This is a genomic window from Thiohalocapsa sp. ML1 (assembly GCF_001469165.1).
Classification (GTDB): domain Bacteria; phylum Pseudomonadota; class Gammaproteobacteria; order Chromatiales; family Chromatiaceae; genus Thiohalocapsa.
This window is the reverse complement of the sequence record NZ_JABX01000033.1, coordinates 33,233-50,957: the sequence shown is the minus strand read 5'-3', so window position 1 is coordinate 50,957 and position 17,725 is coordinate 33,233. Positions and strand designations below refer to the sequence as shown.

Genomic DNA, 17,725 nt, shown 5'->3' with positions numbered 1-17,725 from the left:
TGCTGCCGACTGCCGACTGCCGACTGCCGACTGCCAAGCCCGGCCGGAACCGACGCGCGCGGCTCCGCGCGCGGGCAGCGCCCGGACGCGCGCGAAGGCGTCTTGTCGACACGGTGCTGCGTGTCGGAGTCAAGCCAAAGACCGACGAAACAGCGGTCAGCGCCCCGCTCGATGCGGCGCGCGCGCGCGGCGGCGACGACTGCCGCGGGCGACCACAAGAATAATCTGTAAATCGATCTTGACACCTGCGACTGTCAGGTTACACTAACACCCGTGGATCGCGCATCGCCCCGGGGTTGCCCGGATTCGACGGCGAGAAGACAGCGCCTTCCACGCTTAGGAGTGGTCCGTTCGAAAACGCCGGGCGGCACTCGTACCAATCCCTTAGCTGGAGGTTATTCAGATGGCCGAACCCACCAAGAACCTGTCGGGCCTCACCGACGCGCAAGCGAAGGAATTCCACGAGCATTGGAAGCATGGCACGTGGAGCTGGGTCATGATCGCCACTGTCGTGCATGTGGTCACCTGGGTCTACCAGCCCTGGTTCTGATCGCGATTCGATTCCGAACGCCCCAAACACCAAGCGTCTAAGCTCTTGCAACGCGGAGATTCCCGATGAAAGTACCGTATCTAATGGCCGATCCGTCCGTCACCACGCCTGATCATCCGGAAGAAGACTGGAAGATCTGGACCGTGATCAACCCGGCCACTTGGATGGTCCCGTTCTTCTTCATCCTGTTTATCCAGATGTGGATGGTCCACACCTACGCGCTGAGTCTGCCGGGCTACGGCTTCAAGGACAGCGTGCGGGTTGCGGCGCCTGCGGCTGTCACGGCTCCGGCTCCGGCTCCGGCCCCGGCTCCGGCTCCGGCCCCGGCTGCCGAGTAAGCAGCGCCATCGGCTGAGGTGTCGGCCGATCCTTCGCGGCCCAGTGCCGGTCCTTCGGACCTGAGCCTGGGTCGCCAGCGGTGCATTCCCACACGTGCACCGATCGAAAAGGCCCGGCGCCGGTTAGGTGTCACCTCGGCTGATCAAGCCGGAGTGGTGTCCGAGTCGGCGCCGGGTTGACTTTTTCCGAGGCTCGCCACGCGACCCGCATCGGTAGCGGTGCTGCTGGCCCGAGCTTCGATTGGGCTGATCCGTCCGCATCTCTCCCGGCTCGGCACGAAGCCCGCCGAGGCCGACTATCGCGGCGTTGCAGGTCGCCACGGCGAATGGCGGTGCGACCCGGGATACGGCGCCCTCCCTCCCTTATTTAACATTGTGCTTACCCGTGACACCCCCGTGCCGGGGGCGAGCGCGCGAGCCTCCCCGGGCCGCCGGGGGCCGTATCGCGGAAGATCCTGCCGCGGTGCGGTGCTTATAGCTGTGGACGCACGCGGTTCGCGGGAGGTGCTGCTCAAGGCGCTGGCTTGTCCTTGCGCGCATCCGGGGCGCTCAAGAATGGCTGTAGTGGCCAGGGGGGGGTGAGCCCGCGAGGGTCGATAATCGAACAAAGTCGCAGCGCTTCGGGACATCGCGGTCGACGGTGAGCGACATCGCACGACCCACGCGCCTCTCACTCCGGCATCGCTTGAGCCTGCTGCGGGTCGGGGCAGCATCCCGCTCCCGCTCCCGCTCCCGCCGATGTGGCGTTGGTTCGATGACACGGCCTCACCACGCGCAGCAGCGGGGCGATAGCCGAGCGCGGCGGAGCCTCAGAGCGACAAGCGCAGGTTGCGCGACCCGCTCGTTGACTCAAGTGAACCGAAGGGCCGAGGGCCGAGGGCCGAGGCGGGCGCCCTCGGCCCTTGACCCTATTGCCCTCAAGCGCCTTGTCGCCATGAAACTTGAGTCATCTGCACGCATTTGGCGCCGTCAAGCGAGCCAGGGATGCGAGGCCTTAGACCGACCTGGGAAGAGAACGGCTTGTTGTGCAACCCGTTCGTTGGCGCAAGTGAATCAAAGGGCCGAGGAGGGCGTTTCGGCCCTTGGCCCTCCGCCCTTCGGCCCTCCGCCCTTGGCCCTCCGCCCTTGGTCCTTTTGCACGCCCGCGCCTTGCCGCCATGAAGCTTGACTCATCTGCTCGCATTTCGCGCCGTCAAGCAACCTAAGGCATCTGGTCGAGTCCGAAGCGCGGATCAGTCGGCTGCGGCAGTGTGTCGTTTTCGTCCCGCGGCGTGCGCAGCACCATCCGGACCAGCACAGCGAAGGCGGCGATCAGCAGCACCACCTCAATTATGTAAACGAAGCGGTAGCCAACGGAGATCTCCGTGAGATTCGGCCCGAGCGAGCCGGCGACGGCGAGCCCGGTCGTGACGTCGCGCAGTGCCCCGCCGAGTGCGATGGCGATGCCCTGGGAGGTCGCCTGTACCGCGCCCCAGGCGCCGAGTGCCAGTCCCGCCTGGCCGCGCTGGGCGAGGCCCATGGCGGCGGTCAGCGTGCCGACGCCGAGCAGGCCGTTGCCGAAGCCGATGAAGCCCGTGCCGATGCGGAACACCAACGGCGACTCCAGCGTCGCTGCCGTGATCACCAGTACAAAGCCGCCGATACCGACGACGGTGCCGATGGCCGCGAGCCGGTAAGCGTTGCCACCGCGGCTCAGCGAGTAGCCGGCGAGCACGAAGGCGAGGAATGTGCCCGCGGCCAGAATCGCCGTGAGCTGGGTCGTCTGCGACACCGTGAGCCCGAGCACTTGCGCGCCGTAGGGCTCAAGCAGGATCTCCTGCATGCTGAAACCCGCGGTGCCGAGACCAACGGCGATAAGGAGCTCCGTCGAGTGCCCGCCCTTGAGGAATTCCCGCCAAGTCTCCTTGAACGGCGGACGCGGGATGTTGGCGACGGCGCGCTTGATATCGATGGACTCCTGCTTCCAGGCGGCGATGAAGTTCAGCACCAGCGTCGCAAGCGCCGCGGTGTGCACCACTTCCACCAAGCGCTTATGCGAAAAGTCCTCGAGCAGATGCCCGAACAGCAGCGCACTGGCCCCCATGCCGAGCAGCAGCGTCGCGTAAAGCAGGGCCACGACGCGCGGGCGCTTCTCCTTGGGCGCTAGGTCCGTGGCCAGTGCGAGGCCCGCGGTCTGCACGGTGTGCAGGCCGGCGCCTACCAGCAGGAAGGAGGCGGCCGCGAAGAATTGACCGACGAAGACGAGTTGGTTGGTGTCGTCCGAAAGGATCAGGATGGAGTACGGCATTATCGCGAAGCCCGCGTACTGGAGCATGCTGCCGAGCGCGATATAGGGTACCCGCCGCCAGCCGAAGGCGGAATGGTGATAATCCGAACGGTGGCCAATGAGGGCGCGGAAGGGTGCGAACACCAAGGGCAGCGCCACCATCAGCGATACCAGCCAGGCCGAGACGCCGAGCTCCACCACCATGACGCGGTTCAATGTGCCGTAGAGCAGCACCATCGCGATGCCTACGGACACCTGGAACAGCGACAGCCTAAGCAACCGCGGCAGCGGCAACTGCTCCGTGCCGGCGTCGGCAAAGGGAAGGTGGACGATGTAATTCATCACGCTCTTCATGTCAGCAGATCTCCAGATGCCTCGTGCAGCGCAGAACCTAATTTGGTCGTGTTGAAGTCGTGGGCCGATGGCGCGTGCCGGGTCGGCAGCGCCTCATGGTTGTCCGGCCGGCGGTATGCGTCGGGCGCCGCAATCGCTCGAAATACCAACGCAAGGGCGGGGATATTAGGCGATCCGGCCTGCCGTTGAAACCGCGAATCCGCAGGCCGGCGTACAGCCGGTTCGTGGCAGCGCCCAGGCGCCGTGCGGCCGCGGAATCGCGGCGGCCTCCTGAATCTCGCGCGCAGCAGGAATGGCATCGCTACTTGCGAAATGCTCCATGTCAGTGCACCCTGAGCAGGTCATCCGGGGTTCGGGACGCGCCGGCCTGTTTCCGACCCATGCGCGGTGCCGCGCGCGGACGGCGACTCGCCCCGAGCTGACGCCTTCGACCAAGATTTGGAGAACTCAACATGGCCCTCCCCAAGAACGTCGGCGAGCGCGACCGAAATGTCCGCATGATCGCCGCCGCCGTCATCATCACCCTCAGCTTCTTTGTGCCGGGTGTTGCCCTGCAGATGCTCCTGACCGTGATCGCGCTGGTGCTGCTCTTCACGAGCTGGACCCGGACTTGCCTCGCCTACATCCCGCTCAAGATCGACACCACGAAGCCTGGCGCTGGCTGAGCTCTCTCCCGACGCGGTCTCCGGCACCGGCAAGGCCGAGGCAAACGCCGTTATTCGGCGGTTGCTCCGAGGAAGGGGGTCGGCAGCAGTCAGAGCCCCCAAGGCGCTGAACAAGCGGGACTAGGAGACTGCGTCTTCCGGTCCCGCGCATGCGTTGTCCAGCGACCGCAGCGCGGTGCTGACTCCGTCAGGCGCGGATGCGTGGAGCGATGTCAGGACGAGCGCAGGTCGGCCCCTCGGCGCCCGGGCGCCGCGTCTCTTTTCTGCCAGGGCGCCACCACGCCGAGTAGGTGCGCCATGTCCTTCACAAAGATGCGCAGGTGCGCCGCCGGCTTGGCCTTGACCAGCTTCTTGTGCATGTAGGCCTGCCAGGTCAGGTGCTGGATGTCCGGGTCGTCGCAGAGGCTGACGAAGCGCTCGCGGCGCTTGTCGTTCTTGTACCAGAACCGCTGCATGATCCCGAGGATCCAGAACACCCGCCCGTGCTGCTTCATGAAGCGCTTGCGCGCGTTGGCGAGCGCTTGCGCCTTGCCGGTGACCAGCAGCTCCTCGACCGCGTCCGCGGCCAGCCGGCCGCCCACCAGCGCGTAGTAGATGCCCTCGCCGGAGGCCGGCGCGACCACGCCGGCGGCATCGCCCGCCAGCACCACGTCGCGGCCGTTGTCCCATTTGGGCAGCGGGTGCAGCGGGATGGGCGCGCCCTCGCGGCGGATGGTCTCGCACTGATCGAGGCCCGTCTCCTTGCGCAACTGATCCACCGCGTCGTGCAGCGAGAAGCCCTTCAGCTCCGTGCCGACGCCGATGCTGGTGGTGTCGCCGTGCGGGAAGATCCAGGCGTAGAAGTCCGGCGACAGCTTGCCCTGGTAGTAGACATCGCAGCGGGTGGGGTCGAAGTCGTGCAGGCCCTTGCCCGAGGTCGGCGCCGGCGAGCGCACGATCTCGTGGTAGGCCGCCACGTGCGGCAGCTCCTTCGCACCCGGGATGCACTGCTTGGCCACCGACGACATGGCGCCATCGGCGCCGATCACGGTCTTCGCGCGCACCGTCACCTCCGCACCGCGGTCCTGCGCCTCGGCCGGGCGGTAGTGGATCAGCGCGGTGCCGTCGGTGTCGCGGGTGAGCTTCGTAAAGGTGCCGTTGCGGCGCTCGGCACCGGCGGCGGCGGCACGCTCGCGCAGCCACTCGTCGAAGGGCTCCCGATCCACCATGCCGACGAAGCCGCCGTCGATGGGCATGTCCACGTGCCGGTCGCTCGGCGCCACCATGCGCGCGGAATTGATCTTGGCCACAAGCTGCTCGTCCGGGATCTCGAACTCCTCGATGGCCTTCGGCGGGATGGCCCCGCCGCAGGGCTTGATGCGCCCCGGCCGGTCGAGCAGCAGCACCCGGCGCCCGCGCCGAGCAAGATCCGTGGCCGCGGTGGCGCCGGCCGGGCCGCCACCTATAACGACCGCATCAAATTCGGTGGTGTCGCTCATCGTTTCGCCTCGGTGTTCAGGAGCTAGGAGCTAGGAGCTAGGAGCTAGGGGGCGGGCGCGCCTAGCCCCTAGCCCCTAGCCCCTAGCCCCTCATAAAGGTGTTTGCCCCGCAATCGCCGCCCGCACGGCAAAGGCACTGATCATCATGCCGCTGACATAAACGGTCACGCCCAGGCCGCTGAGCCAGGTGGCCCGCGCGATTGGGTTCTCCAGGAAGCGCACCATCAGCACGGCCTGCACCATCGCCAGCGAGGCCACCGCCGCCGCATGCACCGGCTGCACCCAGTCGAACAGCAGCCAGACGACCAGGAACTGCGGCACCAGCATCACCGCGCAGGCCACGCGGGCCGCGTTCTGCACGCCGAGCTGCACCGGCAGTGTGCGGATGCCCATCTGCCGGTCGCCGTCGATGGCCTTGAAGTCGTTCAGGGTCATGATGCCGTGGGCACCCAGGCCGTACAGGAACGCGAGCAACAGGATGCGCGCATCCGGCATGGCGCCGCCCAGCATCACCGCGGCGCCGGTGATCCAGGCCAGGGATTCATAAGAAAAACCGACGGCCGCGTTGCCGTACCAGCCGTTGTTCTTGAGCCGCAGCGGCGGTGCCGAGTAGATCCACGCAAACACGAGCCCGACGATGGTGGCAAGGAAGACCCAAGGCCCGAGCACGGCGCCCAGCAGCAGCGACAGCCCGGTGCCCGTTAGCGCCATCCACCAGCCCCAGCGCCCCGGCAGCCGGCCGGACGGGATGGGCCGGTTCGGCTCGTTGATGGCGTCCACGTCGCGGTCGTACCAATCGTTGACCACCTGACTCGTTGCGCACACCAAGGGCCCGGTCAAGATGACGCCCGCGACGAGCAGGAGCCAGTTCTCCATGATGCTCGCGCCCGAGGACACCACGCCGCAGGTGAACGCCCACATGGGCGGGAACCACGTAATGGGGTGCAGCACCTCCAGCATCGCCTTCGGCTGCGGACGGGCGGCCGGGGCCGGGCGGGGGCTGCTCAGGGATGGATCGGTGGCGGTCTCTGTCATGCGAAAAATCTCTTGCGGGCGAAGGCGCTCCGGGGTTTCGCGGGCCGCCCGAGGCGGGCCTTCGCGGTTGCAGCAGCGCGGCGTGCAGGCTGACTCGCGAGTCTAGCCCGAACGCCGGGGGGTGTCGGCGGTGGCCTGCAACTCGGCTGACCGGCGTCAAGACTGCTTGACGTCAAGCGGGCGGGACGGCGAGCGGGGAGAGCAGGCGAGGGCGACTAGGGACCGTGGCGGGGATGCCGGGTTCAGCCGGCCCGCGCGCAAGCGGCAGCAGCCGCGAGCGCGCCGGCAGCTCTGCCGCCGGCATCACTGCGGATGCGCCGCGACACTGTACACCGACTGCAGCAGGGTCGGCTGGCCCGCGAGCACGACACAATCGCGCCCCGCCCGCTTGGCCTGGTACAGGGCCTCGTCCGCCCGTGCAATCAACTGCTCCGGCGTGTCGCGCTCGCCGGTGTCGGCCCGGGCGACGGCGACGCCCAAGCTGCCGGTCACCTGCTCCGGCCCCTGCGCGAAGCGCAGGCGATTGACGGCCTGGCGCACGCCCTCCGCGAACTGCCGCGCCTCATCCATCGTCAGCACCCGGCGCACCAGCAGGAACTCCTCGCCGCCGTAGCGCGAGCAGATGCCGTAGGCGCCGGCGTGCGCCTGCAGCGCCGCGGCGACCGCCCGCAGCACCTCGTCGCCGACCTGATGGCCGTGGCGGTCGTTGATCTGCTTGAAATGATCCAGGTCCAGCATCAGCACCGCGGTGCCGGCGCCGCCGGCCGCATCCGCCGCGAGCCGCTCGGCGAGCATCGCGAGTCCAGCGCCGTGGTTGAGCAGCCCGGTCATGCTGTCCTGACGCGCCATGTGCGCAAGCCGGGCGTTGGTCAACTCAAGCTCCCGCGTGCGCTTCGCCACCATGCGCTCCAACTCCTCGTTCAACTGCCACAGGTAGCCGTTGGCCTCCGCCACCGCCGCCTCCTTCTGCCGGTGCAGCGTATTGAAGCGCTCGAACAGCGCCAGACCCAGCACGACCACCTCCAGCAGCGAGCCGATCTGCATCGCATAGGTGGTGAAGAAGCGGCTCGGCAACAGCCCGACCAGCGTCAGCCCCGTGACCGAGGTGCCGAACAGAAAGATGCCCCAGGCCAGCGTGAAATAGCGCGCCGCCAGGTGGCCGCGGCGCATGGAATAGACGCCCGCCGCCAGCATCAGCGGCAATAGAAAGATGCCCGTCACCGACGCCAGCCGGATGGCGACGCCCACCGGCAGCCACAGGGCGCTCATCACCACCAGCGCGGCGACGCTGCGAAAGGCGCCGAAGGCCCAGCGCAGCGCCCGGCTGTGGCGCCAGAAGTCCAGGAAGCGGATGCCGAAGGCCAGCATCATCAGCATCGTGACCCCGGTCAGCAGCGGCGGCAGGCGGCTCACCCAGGCCCCGCCCTCCGGCACGATGAAGCGGAACAGCAGGCCGTTCAGCGAGAGCTGCAGCAGCACATAGCTGCCCAGATACAGGCCGTAGAGCAGGAACAGCCGATCGCGCACATAGGGATAGGCCGCCAGCGACATCAGCACCAGTACCGCAAAGCCGCCGAAGTAGAGCCCTAACGTCAGCTCCCGCAGGCTGATTGCGCCGATGAAGGCCTCGGGCGCCCACAGCACCAGCGGGAACTGCAGCGAGCCCGAGGTCTCGAGGCGCAGCAGCAGCGTCACCGGCTGGTCCAGCGGCACCGGAAAGGCCGGGTTGGTCAGCAGCAGCACGCGCTCCCGAAACGGCCGCTTGTCCCCCGCCTTGTAGCGGGTGCGGGGGCCGTGGTCCGGGATCAGGGTCAGCGACACCGTGTCCAGCAGCGGATAGCCGACCTCCAGCACCGCGGCGGCCGGTGCGCCGGGCGCGGGCTCCAGGCGCAGTCGCACCCAAAGCGTGTCCGCGGTCATGCCGAGCGAGTCCGTGCCCGCGGGATTCGGCTGCCAGCCGTCCGCGGCCAGGGCCTGCTCCACGCTCAGGGTTCCGCTCGGGTCCCGCAGCAGCTCCACGCCGGTCTGCGGCGACCAGCGGGAGACGCCGCCGTCCATCGGCAGCGCCGTCGCAACGCCGGGCAACAGCAACAGCACGCCGGCGAGCCAAGCGGCCGCCAGCGCCATACACGATTTGATCTGCTCCCGCGCACTCATGGCGCAAACGGTAAGCGAAGCCGCGCCCTGTCACCAGCATTATCGGAGCTGGATACAAGGCCTTTGGTCGGCTGGCCTGCGTGCGTGCCGAAGCGCGGCCTTGAGTGGGGCCAAACGCCACGCAAACCTGCACAATCGTGGGTAATCGTGTACGATCGGCGCCTGCCCCGGCTAAGGAGCACAGGATCATGCCTGATAACACGACCAGCGATGCCACCACGGCCGACGCCGTCGACGCCTTCCTCGCGCGCTGGCAGAAGGCGAGCGGCTCGGAGCTCGCCAACTACCAGCTCTTCGTCACCGAGCTGACGGCGCTCCTGGGCCTGCCGCCGCCGGACCCGGCCAGCGCCGACGACACCGAGAACGCCTACGTCTTCGAGCGCCGCGTCACCTTCCGCCACGCCGACGGCAGCAGCAGTAGCGGGCGCATCGACTGCTACCGCCGCGCCTGCTACGTGCTCGAATCCAAGCAATCCGGGCTCGCCATCCAGTCCACCGCCTGGGATGCGGCCATGCTCAAGGCGCACGCCCAGGGCAGCAACTACGCCCGCGCCCTGCCGCCGGAGGAGGGCCGCCCGCCCTTCCTGCTGGTCACGGACGTCGGCCGGCACATCGGCGTCTATGCCGATTTCACCCGCTCCGGGGCCAACTACATCCCGTTTCCGGATGCGCTGAGCCACCGCATCTACCTCGACGACCTGCGCCAGCCCGCCATTCGCGAGCGCCTGCGGGCCATCTGGCTCGACCCGCTATCGCTGGACCCGGCCCGGCGCAGCGCCCGGGTCACGCGCGCCATCTCCGCCAAGCTCGCCGAGCTGGCCAAGTCCCTGGAGGCCGGCAGCGCCAATGACCCGGAGCAGGTCGCGGGCTTTTTGATGCGCTGCCTGTTCACGATGTTCGCCGAAGACGTCGGCCTGCTGCCGGAGCGCTCCTTCAGCCAACTGCTGAAAGACATGCGCGCCGATCCCGCGCACCTGCCGCACCTGCTGCGCCAGCTCTGGGCGGACATGAACACCGGCTCGGCCTTCTCCGGCGTGCTGCGCGCGCCCATCCCGCACTTCAACGGCGGCCTGTTTGCCGAGCCCGCGGCGCCGACGCTCAGCACGGCGCAGATCGACCTGCTCTGCGACGCCGCCCGCGCCGACTGGCGCGAGGTGGAGCCCGCCATCTTCGGCACGCTGCTGGAGCGCGCGCTCGACCCCGTGGAGCGCCACAAGCTCGGCGCCCACTACACGCCGCGCGCCTACGTGGAGCGGCTCGTGCTGCCCACCGTCATCGAGCCCCTGCGCGAGGACTGGGCCAACGTGCAGGCCAGCGCCTACCGGCTGGACCAGGACGGCAAGCGCGACCGCGCCATCGACGAGGTGCGCGGCTTTCACCGGCGCCTGTGCACCGTGCGCGTGCTGGACCCCGCCTGCGGCAGCGGCAACTTTCTCTACGTGACGCTGGAGCACCTAAAGCGCCTGGAGGGCGAGGTGCTGGCCGCGCTGGCCGATCTCGGCTTCACGCAGCAGGGCCTGGAATTGGAGGGCGGCACCGTCAGCCCCGAGCAGATGCTCGGCCTGGAGACCAACCCCCGCGCCGCGCGCATCGCCGAGACCGTGCTCTGGATCGGCTATCTCCAGTGGCACTTTCGCACCTACGCCAAGACCCCGCCGCGCGAGCCGCTGCTGAAAGACGCCCACAACATCCAATGTCGCGACGCCGTGCTCGCCTGGGACGACATCGAGCTGATCACCGACCCAGCCGGCCGCCCCATCACCCGCTGGGACGGCCGCAGCATGAAGCCGCACCCCGTCACCGGCGAGCCGGTGCCGGACGAGGCCGCGCGCATCCCCGTGGAGCGCTATGTCAAGCCGCGGCCGGCGGCCTGGCCCGAGGCCGACTTTGTGGTCGGTAATCCGCCGTTTATCGGCGCCAGCAGCATGCGCCGGGCGCTCGGCGACGGCTACGTCGAGGCCCTGCGCGCCACCTATCCGGAGGTTCCGGAGTCCGCCGACTACGTGATGCACTGGTGGCACAAGGCCGCCGAGCTGGTGCGCACCGGCAAGGCGCAGCGCTTCGGCCTCATCACCACCAACAGCCTGCGCCAGACCTTCAACCGCCGCGTCATCGCCCGGCACCTGGACGACAAGGCGCCGCTATCGCTGGCCTTTGCGATCCCGGATCATCCTTGGGTGGATGCTGCCGACGGCGCGCAGGTGCGCATTGCGATGACCGTGGGGCAGCCGGGCAGCGAGCCGGGCGAGCTGCGCACCGTCGTCGCAGAGCAGGCCGTTGGTGGCGAGGGATTGGATGTGCAGATCAAACCGCGCGCAGGCGTGGTCTTTTCGGACCTGACCATCGGGGCCGATGTCGCGTCCGCCGTGCCGCTGCGGGCGAACATGGGCATCAGCTCACCCGGCGTGAAGCTGCATGGCGCCGGCTTCATCGTCACCCGCGAAGAGGCCAAAGCGCTCGGGCTCGGACGGATTCACGGATCGGAGCGGCACATCCGCGAATATCGCAACGGCCGCGACGTGACGTCGCTGCCGCGCGACGTGCTTGTCATCGATCTGTTCGGGCTGGAAGCCGAGGATGTGCGAGGGCGGTTTCCGGAGGTGTACCAGTGGGTCTTGCAGCGGGTAAAGCCGGAGCGTGCGCAGAATCGGCGGGCGACGTACCGCGATAACTGGTGGATCTTCGGTGAACCGCGCAGCGAGCTGCGACCAGCAATGCACCGCTTGGCGCGGTATCTCACGACGATCGAAACCAGCCGGCACCGCTTCTTCGTCTTCCTGGATGACAGCATCCTGCCGGACAACAAGCTCATCAACATCGCCGTCGACAGCCCCTGGCATCTCGGCGTCCTGTCGAGCCGCGCGCACATCGCCTGGTCCATGCGCGCCGGCAGTTGGCTCGGCGTCGGCAACGACTCGGTCTACGTGAAAACCCGCTGCTTCGAAACCTTCCCATTCCCACCTCGCCCGGACGCCGACAACGCTTCCCCCGCCCCAGGCACCCCGCAGCAACCCCCGGCGCCCCTTTCAAACTTCAAACTTCACCCTTCACCCTTCAAACTTCACACTTCAAACTTTTCCCCTGGGGAGCCCCTTTCAAACTTCACCCTTCAAACTTCAAACTTCTCGCCCATCGCGCAGCGCGCCGAGCACATCGACGCCCACCGCAAGCGCCAGCAGGGGCTGCATCCGGGGCTGACGCTCACCAACGCCTACAACGTCCTGGAGCGGCTGCGGCGCATCGCGCACATCCCGGGCGAGCCGCCGCTGTCGGCCAAGGAGCGCGAGATCCACGACCAGGGCCTTGTGTCCGTGCTCGCGCAGTTGCACGACGAGCTCGACGCCGCCGTGCTCGATGCCTACGGCTGGGCCGACCTCGCCCCGGCCCTGGTGGGCAAGCCCGGCGGCACCACGCCCTATCCGGACAAGCCCGCCGAACAGGCCGCGGCGGAAGAGGCGCTGCTGAGCCGCTTGGTGGCGCTGAACCGCGAGCGCGCGGCCGAGGAGGCCCGCGGTCGCGTGCGCTGGCTGCGGCCGGACTTCCAGAACCCGGCGGGCGAAGGCGCCGAGCAGGCCGCCGCCGCGGTCGCCGTCGGCACCCCGGAGCCCGCCGCCGCGGCCAAGGCACCCTGGCCCAAGACCCTGCCGGCGCAGTTCCAGGCCGTGCGCGACGTGCTCGCCGGCGAGCCCGCGCCGGCCGCCGCGGAGCAGATCGCGCGGCGCTTCCAGCGCGCCCGCACCAAGCAGGTCGCCGAGCTGTTGGAGACGCTGGCCGCCCTCGGCCAGGTGCAGCAGCCCGAGCCTGGGCGGTTTGCGGTTTGAGCGCAGTCGCGCAAGGGGCGGACTGGTCGGCGGACCCGGAGCCGGGCCGCAGAGCCGACCTCCCGGTCGGCTCCGCACTCGTGGCAACCGGACCGAAGGGCCAAGGGCCGAGGAGGGCTCCCTTGGCCCTCGGCCCTCGGCCCTTTTGCCTGCAACCGCCGTGTCGATCCTGAAACTTGAGTCATCTGCAAACATTCGGCGCCGTCAAGCCATTTGGTGCATCCCGCGCTGTCGCCGTGTTGACCTGGAGGTCAACACTCCAGTCAACACTCCAGTCAGCACTCCAGTCAGCACTCCAGTCAACACTCGCCACTCCGGAGCGTCGTCTTGCGCCGCCCGCTCGTTGCCGCAAGCGAACCAAAGGGCCGAGGGCCAAGGGCCGAGGAGGTCTGCCTTGGGCCTTAGGCGATTTCCCGATGCGTTCCTACCGTGCCATCGATAGCGTGCCCATCGCACCGCCCGCGGCGTCACGCGGTCTTCGGCGCTCTGCGCCCACCGCGCTTGAGGCGGACACCAAAAGTTGCCTCGGTGGAGCGGCGCAGAGCGCCAAGAGGCCGTGACACCGCAGGAGCGGTGTCACGAGTTGGGAATGGATGTTCGCGGAATTCGCCTTCGGCCTTGGCCCTCGGCCCTCATGCTATCGTTTCGGTCATCCGACGCGGGTCGCGCCAAGCCGTGGGTTGTGCCCGCCATGATCCCCGGAAGTTTCCAGCATGCCCGCTGTCCACACGCGCCAAACCATGGCGGAGCTGCGTTCGGCGTTCCGCTTGGGGGTGGACGCTTACCACCGGATGATCGATGCCGGAATCTTCGATGAAGACGATCGCGTCGAGCTGATCGAAGGAGAGCTGCGCGCGCTGCCGCCCATCAAGTCGGAGCATACCGGCAAGAACAAACGGCTGAACCGCGTGCTGACCCTGGCTGCCGGGAGCGATGCCCTCGTCGCCGTGCAGGACCCGCTCACGCTGCACCCGGATTCGGAGCCCGAGCCGGATCTCATGCTGCTGCGCCCCCGCGAAGACTTCTACGCGGGTGCGAATCCAACACCCGCCGACACGCTCTTGGTCATCGAGATCTGCGATACCTCGTTGCGCTATGACCGGGAGGTCAAGGTGCCGCTGTACGCTGCCCACGGCGTCCCGGAGGTCTGGCTCATCGACTTGCAACATCGCCGCCTGGAGATGTACCGGGAGCCCGGGCCGGATGGCTACCGGCTGATCCTGCGGCCGGAGCCGTCGGAGGTTGTAAGCCCGGTGCTGTTGCCGGGCCTGCGGCTGGCGGTCGCAGCGATCTGGTAGACGGCGCTTGCAGGCAAAAGGGCCGAGGGCCAAGGGAGCCCGCCTCGGCCCTTGGCCCTTGGCCCTCGGCCCTTGGCCCTTGGCCCTTGGCCCTTGGCCAGAGGCGCCGTGCCCTGGTCGGTCTGAGGCTCTGCCTCGCTAGTCGCTTTCCACGCCGGGCTCGCTCAGGCCGTAGCGGCGGAGCTTCACGTACAGGCTCTGGCGGCTCAGGCCCAGCAGCTCGGCGGCGCTGGCGCGGTTGTCGCCGGTGAGCTCCAGCGCGGCCTCGATGCAGAGGCGCTCGATCATGTCCGTGGATTCGCGCACGACCTCCTTGAGCGGCACGCGGCCGACGAGCTCCGTCAGGTGCTCGATGGAGCTCGGCAGCGCGCGTTCGCCGCCGCCGTCGGCGGACACGCGCCGGTCCACGTTGCGGATGATGAAGCCGAAGCTCGGCTGCTCGCCGTTGTGGATGGAGACGGCGGAGATCTCCACCTCGCTGCTCGCGCCGAGCTCCGAGCGGACCTGTGTCGCAAAGAGCCGCACGGCGCCGTGCTGGCGCAGATTGGCGATGAGCACGTTGAGGTCCACGCCCGGGCGCCCGAGCCAGCGGTCCAGCGACTCACCGCGCGCCTGATCCTCGGTGGTGAGCTGGGCCAGGTCCAAAAAGGCGGTGTTGGCGCTCAGGATGCGCCCGTCCTGGCCGGTCAGCACGATGCCGTCCGGGGCCTTTTCGACCATGCGGGCGAGCCGCGAGCGCGGCTCCGCGGCGGCCTGTTTGTGCCCCTCGGCGTCCACCGGCGAGAGCCGGAGCAGGATCAGCGACGCGCTCTCCTGGCGCACCGGCGCACCGCTCACCTGGAACTCCGTGCCGGAGCGTTGGCGCGCGCGCACGTCGTTGGCGCGGCCGGCGGCGCGCACGCCCGCGATCAGCGATTGGATGGCCCGCGTGCCGGCCTCGTCAAAGCCGTCCGGGAAGGCGCGCCCCACCAGGCGGCGCGAGTCCGCGGCCAGCAGCAGCGACGCTGCCGGGTTGGCCTCGACGACCTTGCCGCTGTCGGGGTCCAGGATGACGATGGCATCGGTGGCGGAGCGGAACAGGAGCCGGTAGCGCGTCTCGAGCTGGCGCAGCCGCCAGTAGTCGCGCTCCAAAGATTGCTGGGCGTCAACCAAACGCTGCTGCAGCGCGGCGATGCCTTGCAGGTTGTGCCCGACGGCGATGAGGTGCCGCGCATCGAGCCTGGCGACGAAATAGCGCACCGGCAGCTCGGCGCCGCTGCGCGAGACGTGGCTTACCTGCTGGCGCTGCGGCGCCGTCGGATCGGGCGAGGCCTCGGCGAGCAGCGACAGCGCGCGCGGACGGCTCTCGGCCGTGACGGTGTCGGCCCAGCGGCGGCCGATCCAATCGTCCCCGATCTCCGACGACAGCTCGTCGCTGCCGTAGGCGAGGTCACGGATGGTGCCCTCGTTGTCGAGGATGATCGAGATGTCCGCCGCGGCCCCCAGCAAGGCCGCCATGAAGTCGCTGCCGATGTCGCCAAGGGCCGCCTCTGGGGCATCAAAGGGCTTCACGATAACTCCCGACCCTATGCTGTAAGCCGCGCGAGCGGGCCGCGAAAGCCCGCGGCGGGATGCCGCCGGTCGACCCGTTCCTCACGCAGACGGCCGACGGGGCGGCGCCGACACGGCATCCAATTCCGTGCAAAAACTGTGGTAAAGCGGCCGCGATGCAGCAGGGCACAGGGACCTCGGCGGCGCTGGGCGCGATGCCATCGGCCGCAACCAGGGCTGCGCGGAACAGTCCGCGGCCCGGTGCAGCGACACCCTGTATTAGTTAGACGCGTTGGAGGGATATGTCAAGTTCGGTTTACGTTAAGCCGAGTTGACAGCAGCGGTTAAGCGGACTAGATTCCTGAGAACATCAAGGCACGCTCAGAACTGAGAGGGGAGGGTAATGCGTCAGCGCGAGGCGCGGCATGACCGGGATCAGCCGCTCTATACACCGGCCGAACGTGAGCGTCGCGATAGAAGCGTCTGGACGCTGGTGCAGGGCGTGCTTGCGCCGCTCCAGTTCCTCATCTTTATCGTAAGCCTGATTCTGGTTCTGCGTTACCTGGCCACCGGCAACGGTGAACTGGCGGCGACGGTATCGATTGTCGTCAAGACGTTGACCCTCTACACCATCATGATCACCGGCTCCATCTGGGAGAAGGTGGTCTTCGGCAAGTGGCTGTTTGCCCATGCCTTTTTCTGGGAGGACGTGTTCAGCATGCTGGTGCTGGCGCTGCACACGGCCTATCTGATCGTGTTGTTCACGGGCTGGCTCGATGTGCGCGGGCAGATGCTGCTGGCGCTCGCGGCCTATGCCGCCTATGTCATCAACGCAACGCAGTTCCTACTCAAGCTGCGTGCGGCACGGCTGCAGCAGGCGCGCGAGGGTGCCGGCCGCCCCGCCGAGGCGCTGGGGGGCGCCGAGTGAGCAGTTCCGGTGCTGTTGCGGCGAGCGTCGATCCGGCGCAGTGCACGCTCGCCGTCGGCGGCGGTGCGGTGCCGCTGCTGCGCGAGCGCGGCCAGCGGCAAGTGTTCTGCGGCCTGGCCGGCATCGTCTGGCTGCATCGCAAGATCCAAGACGCGTTCTTCCTGGTCGTCGGCTCGCGCACCTGCGCCCATCTGCTGCAATCCGCGGCGGGCGTCATGATCTTCGCGGAGCCGCGCTTCGCCACGGCCATTCTTCAGGACCGCGACCTCGCCGGCATGGCGGACTGCAACGATGAGCTGGACCGCGTCGTCGCCGAGCTGCTGGCGCGCCGCCCGGACATCGGCACGCTGTTCCTGGTGGGCTCCTGCCCGTCGGAGGTCATCAAGCTCGACCTCGACACCGCCGCCGAGCGCCTGAGCCGCAACCAGCAGGGCCGCGTGCGCATCCTGGCCTACTCCGGCAGCGGCATCGAGACCACTTTCACCCAGGGCGAAGACACCTGCCTCACGGCGCTGGTGCGCGAGATGCCCGCAGCCGATGCGCCGGCACTGCTCGTCGTCGGCACGTTGCCGGATATCGTCGAAGATCAATTCTGCCGGCTGTTCGACGCCATCGGCATCGCGCCGGTGCACTTCCTGCCCCCGCGCCGGGCGTCCGAGCTGCCGCCGGTGGGGGCGGGCACCCGGGTGCTGGCGGCGCAGCCCTTCGTCGGCGACACCGTCGCCGCGCTCGCCGAACGTGGGGCGACGCTGATTGAGGCGCCCTATCCCTTCGGCGTCGAGGGCACCCGCGCCTGGCTCGGCGCCGCCGCAGCCGCCTTCGACATCCCGGACGCCCGCGTGCAGGACGTCTGCGCGGCGCCGATGGCCCGGGCCGAGCGCGGCCTCGCGCGCTATCGCGAGCAGCTCGCCGGCAAGCGCATCAGCTTCCTGCCGGACTCGCAGCTTGAGATCCCGCTCGGGCGCTTCCTGGCCAGAGAGTGCGGCATGCAGCTCGTCGAGGTGGCCGTGCCCTATCTGGATCGGCGCATGCTGGGGCCGGAGCTGGCGCTGTTGCCGGCACCTGAGCGCCTGTCCGAAGGCCAGGACGTGGAGGCGCAGCTCGATCGCCTGCGCGCCGACCGGCCGGACCTGACCGTGTGTGGCCTCGGCCTCGCGAATCCGCTGGAGGCCGAGGGGCTCACGACCAAGTGGTCCATCGAGCTGGTGTTCTCGCCGGTGCACGGCTTCGACCAGGCGCCGGACTTGGCGGAGCTGTTCGCCCGCCCGCTCAATCGCCGTGCGCGGCTCGCGTTCTGAGGTCCCG

Annotated in this window: 13 protein-coding genes; 7 read left to right on the top strand and 6 right to left on the bottom strand. The window is 68.6% G+C overall.

Going from position 1 to position 17,725, the window contains the following annotated elements; all coding sequences use genetic code 11:
* The first annotated feature begins 403 nt into the window (after window positions 1–403).
* A complete protein-coding gene (gene pufB / locus ML01_RS18850; protein WP_058556941.1) occupies window positions 404–550 on the top strand; it encodes a light-harvesting antenna LH1, beta subunit in 147 nt (48 codons plus the stop codon).
* A gap of 65 nt (window positions 551–615) precedes the next feature.
* Window positions 616–888 carry a light-harvesting antenna LH1, alpha subunit gene (gene pufA / locus ML01_RS18845; RefSeq protein ID WP_058556940.1) on the top strand — a complete coding sequence of 91 codons (273 nt, stop codon included), beginning with the start codon at window positions 616–618 and terminating at the stop codon, window positions 886–888.
* A 1,201-nt stretch (window positions 889–2,089) separates the two neighbouring features.
* Here the strand turns inward: pufA and ML01_RS18840 are convergent.
* Complete coding sequence (locus ML01_RS18840) at window positions 2,090–3,508, bottom strand: BCD family MFS transporter (RefSeq protein WP_058556939.1); 1,419 nt, start codon at window positions 3,506–3,508, stop codon at window positions 2,090–2,092.
* Between the two features lie 165 nt (window positions 3,509–3,673).
* Window positions 3,674–3,829 (bottom strand): hypothetical protein, encoded by a 156-nt coding sequence (locus tag ML01_RS29705; protein ID WP_162268061.1) that lies wholly within the window; start codon window positions 3,827–3,829, stop codon window positions 3,674–3,676.
* A gap of 131 nt (window positions 3,830–3,960) precedes the next feature.
* Here ML01_RS29705 and ML01_RS18835 point away from each other — a divergent pair, with 131 nt between their 5' ends.
* Entirely contained in the window at window positions 3,961–4,173 is a 213-nt protein-coding gene (locus ML01_RS18835; protein ID WP_058556938.1) for a DUF2892 domain-containing protein, read from the top strand.
* Window positions 4,174–4,385: 212 nt separating this feature from the next.
* Here ML01_RS18835 and ML01_RS18830 read toward each other — a convergent pair whose 3' ends face one another.
* The 3 genes from ML01_RS18830 to ML01_RS18820 form a co-directional block, all read right to left on the bottom strand.
* Window positions 4,386–5,651 carry a geranylgeranyl diphosphate reductase gene (locus ML01_RS18830; protein WP_058556937.1) on the bottom strand — a complete coding sequence of 422 codons (1,266 nt, stop codon included), beginning with the start codon at window positions 5,649–5,651 and terminating at the stop codon, window positions 4,386–4,388.
* 90 nt (window positions 5,652–5,741) lie between these two features.
* Complete coding sequence (chlG, locus tag ML01_RS18825; protein ID WP_058556936.1) at window positions 5,742–6,686, bottom strand: chlorophyll synthase ChlG; 945 nt, start codon at window positions 6,684–6,686, stop codon at window positions 5,742–5,744.
* Between the two features lie 303 nt (window positions 6,687–6,989).
* Entirely contained in the window at window positions 6,990–8,843 is a 1,854-nt protein-coding gene (locus ML01_RS18820) for a diguanylate cyclase (RefSeq protein ID WP_082674436.1), read from the bottom strand.
* Between the two features lie 188 nt (window positions 8,844–9,031).
* On the opposite strand from ML01_RS18820, the gene ML01_RS18815 reads away from it, so the two are divergent.
* Window positions 9,032–12,664, top strand: a complete 3,633-nt coding sequence (locus tag ML01_RS18815; RefSeq protein ID WP_058556934.1) for a DNA methyltransferase — start codon at window positions 9,032–9,034, stop codon at window positions 12,662–12,664.
* Window positions 12,665–13,377: 713 nt separating this feature from the next.
* Entirely contained in the window at window positions 13,378–13,962 is a 585-nt protein-coding gene (locus ML01_RS18810; protein WP_082674435.1) for a Uma2 family endonuclease, read from the top strand.
* 138 nt (window positions 13,963–14,100) lie between these two features.
* Here ML01_RS18810 and ppsR read toward each other — a convergent pair whose 3' ends face one another.
* Window positions 14,101–15,513 carry a transcriptional regulator PpsR gene (ppsR, locus tag ML01_RS18805; RefSeq protein ID WP_254045313.1) on the bottom strand — a complete coding sequence of 471 codons (1,413 nt, stop codon included), beginning with the start codon at window positions 15,511–15,513 and terminating at the stop codon, window positions 14,101–14,103.
* Window positions 15,514–15,895: 382 nt separating this feature from the next.
* Here ppsR and bchF point away from each other — a divergent pair, with 382 nt between their 5' ends.
* Both bchF and ML01_RS18795 read left to right on the top strand, forming a co-directional pair.
* Window positions 15,896–16,420 (top strand): 2-vinyl bacteriochlorophyllide hydratase, encoded by a 525-nt coding sequence (bchF, locus tag ML01_RS18800; RefSeq protein ID WP_058556932.1) that lies wholly within the window; start codon window positions 15,896–15,898, stop codon window positions 16,418–16,420.
* 68 nt (window positions 16,421–16,488) lie between these two features.
* Window positions 16,489–17,718, top strand: coding sequence for a ferredoxin:protochlorophyllide reductase (ATP-dependent) subunit N (locus tag ML01_RS18795; protein WP_058556958.1), 1,230 nt, complete (start codon window positions 16,489–16,491; stop codon window positions 17,716–17,718).
* Window positions 17,719–17,725: the final 7 nt, after the last annotated feature.

Bases quoted from the DNA above. Each gene is read 5' to 3' on its own strand.
- ML01_RS18835 (WP_058556938.1), top strand. From the start codon at position 3,961: ATGGCCCTCCCCAAGAACGTCGGCGAGCGCGACCGAAATGTCCGCATG.
- pufA (WP_058556940.1), top strand. From the start codon at position 616: ATGAAAGTACCGTATCTAATGGCCGATCCGTCCGTCACCACGCCTGAT.
- ML01_RS18830 (WP_058556937.1), bottom strand. From the start codon at position 5,651: ATGAGCGACACCACCGAATTTGATGCGGTCGTTATAGGTGGCGGCCCG.
- ML01_RS18840 (WP_058556939.1), bottom strand. From the start codon at position 3,508: ATGAAGAGCGTGATGAATTACATCGTCCACCTTCCCTTTGCCGACGCC.
- chlG (WP_058556936.1), bottom strand. From the start codon at position 6,686: ATGACAGAGACCGCCACCGATCCATCCCTGAGCAGCCCCCGCCCGGCC.
- bchF (WP_058556932.1), top strand. From the start codon at position 15,896: ATGCGTCAGCGCGAGGCGCGGCATGACCGGGATCAGCCGCTCTATACA.
- ML01_RS18820 (WP_082674436.1), bottom strand. From the start codon at position 8,843: ATGAGTGCGCGGGAGCAGATCAAATCGTGTATGGCGCTGGCGGCCGCT.
- pufB (WP_058556941.1), top strand. From the start codon at position 404: ATGGCCGAACCCACCAAGAACCTGTCGGGCCTCACCGACGCGCAAGCG.
- ML01_RS29705 (WP_162268061.1), bottom strand. From the start codon at position 3,829: ATGGAGCATTTCGCAAGTAGCGATGCCATTCCTGCTGCGCGCGAGATT.
- ML01_RS18815 (WP_058556934.1), top strand. From the start codon at position 9,032: ATGCCTGATAACACGACCAGCGATGCCACCACGGCCGACGCCGTCGAC.
- ML01_RS18810 (WP_082674435.1), top strand. From the start codon at position 13,378: ATGCCCGCTGTCCACACGCGCCAAACCATGGCGGAGCTGCGTTCGGCG.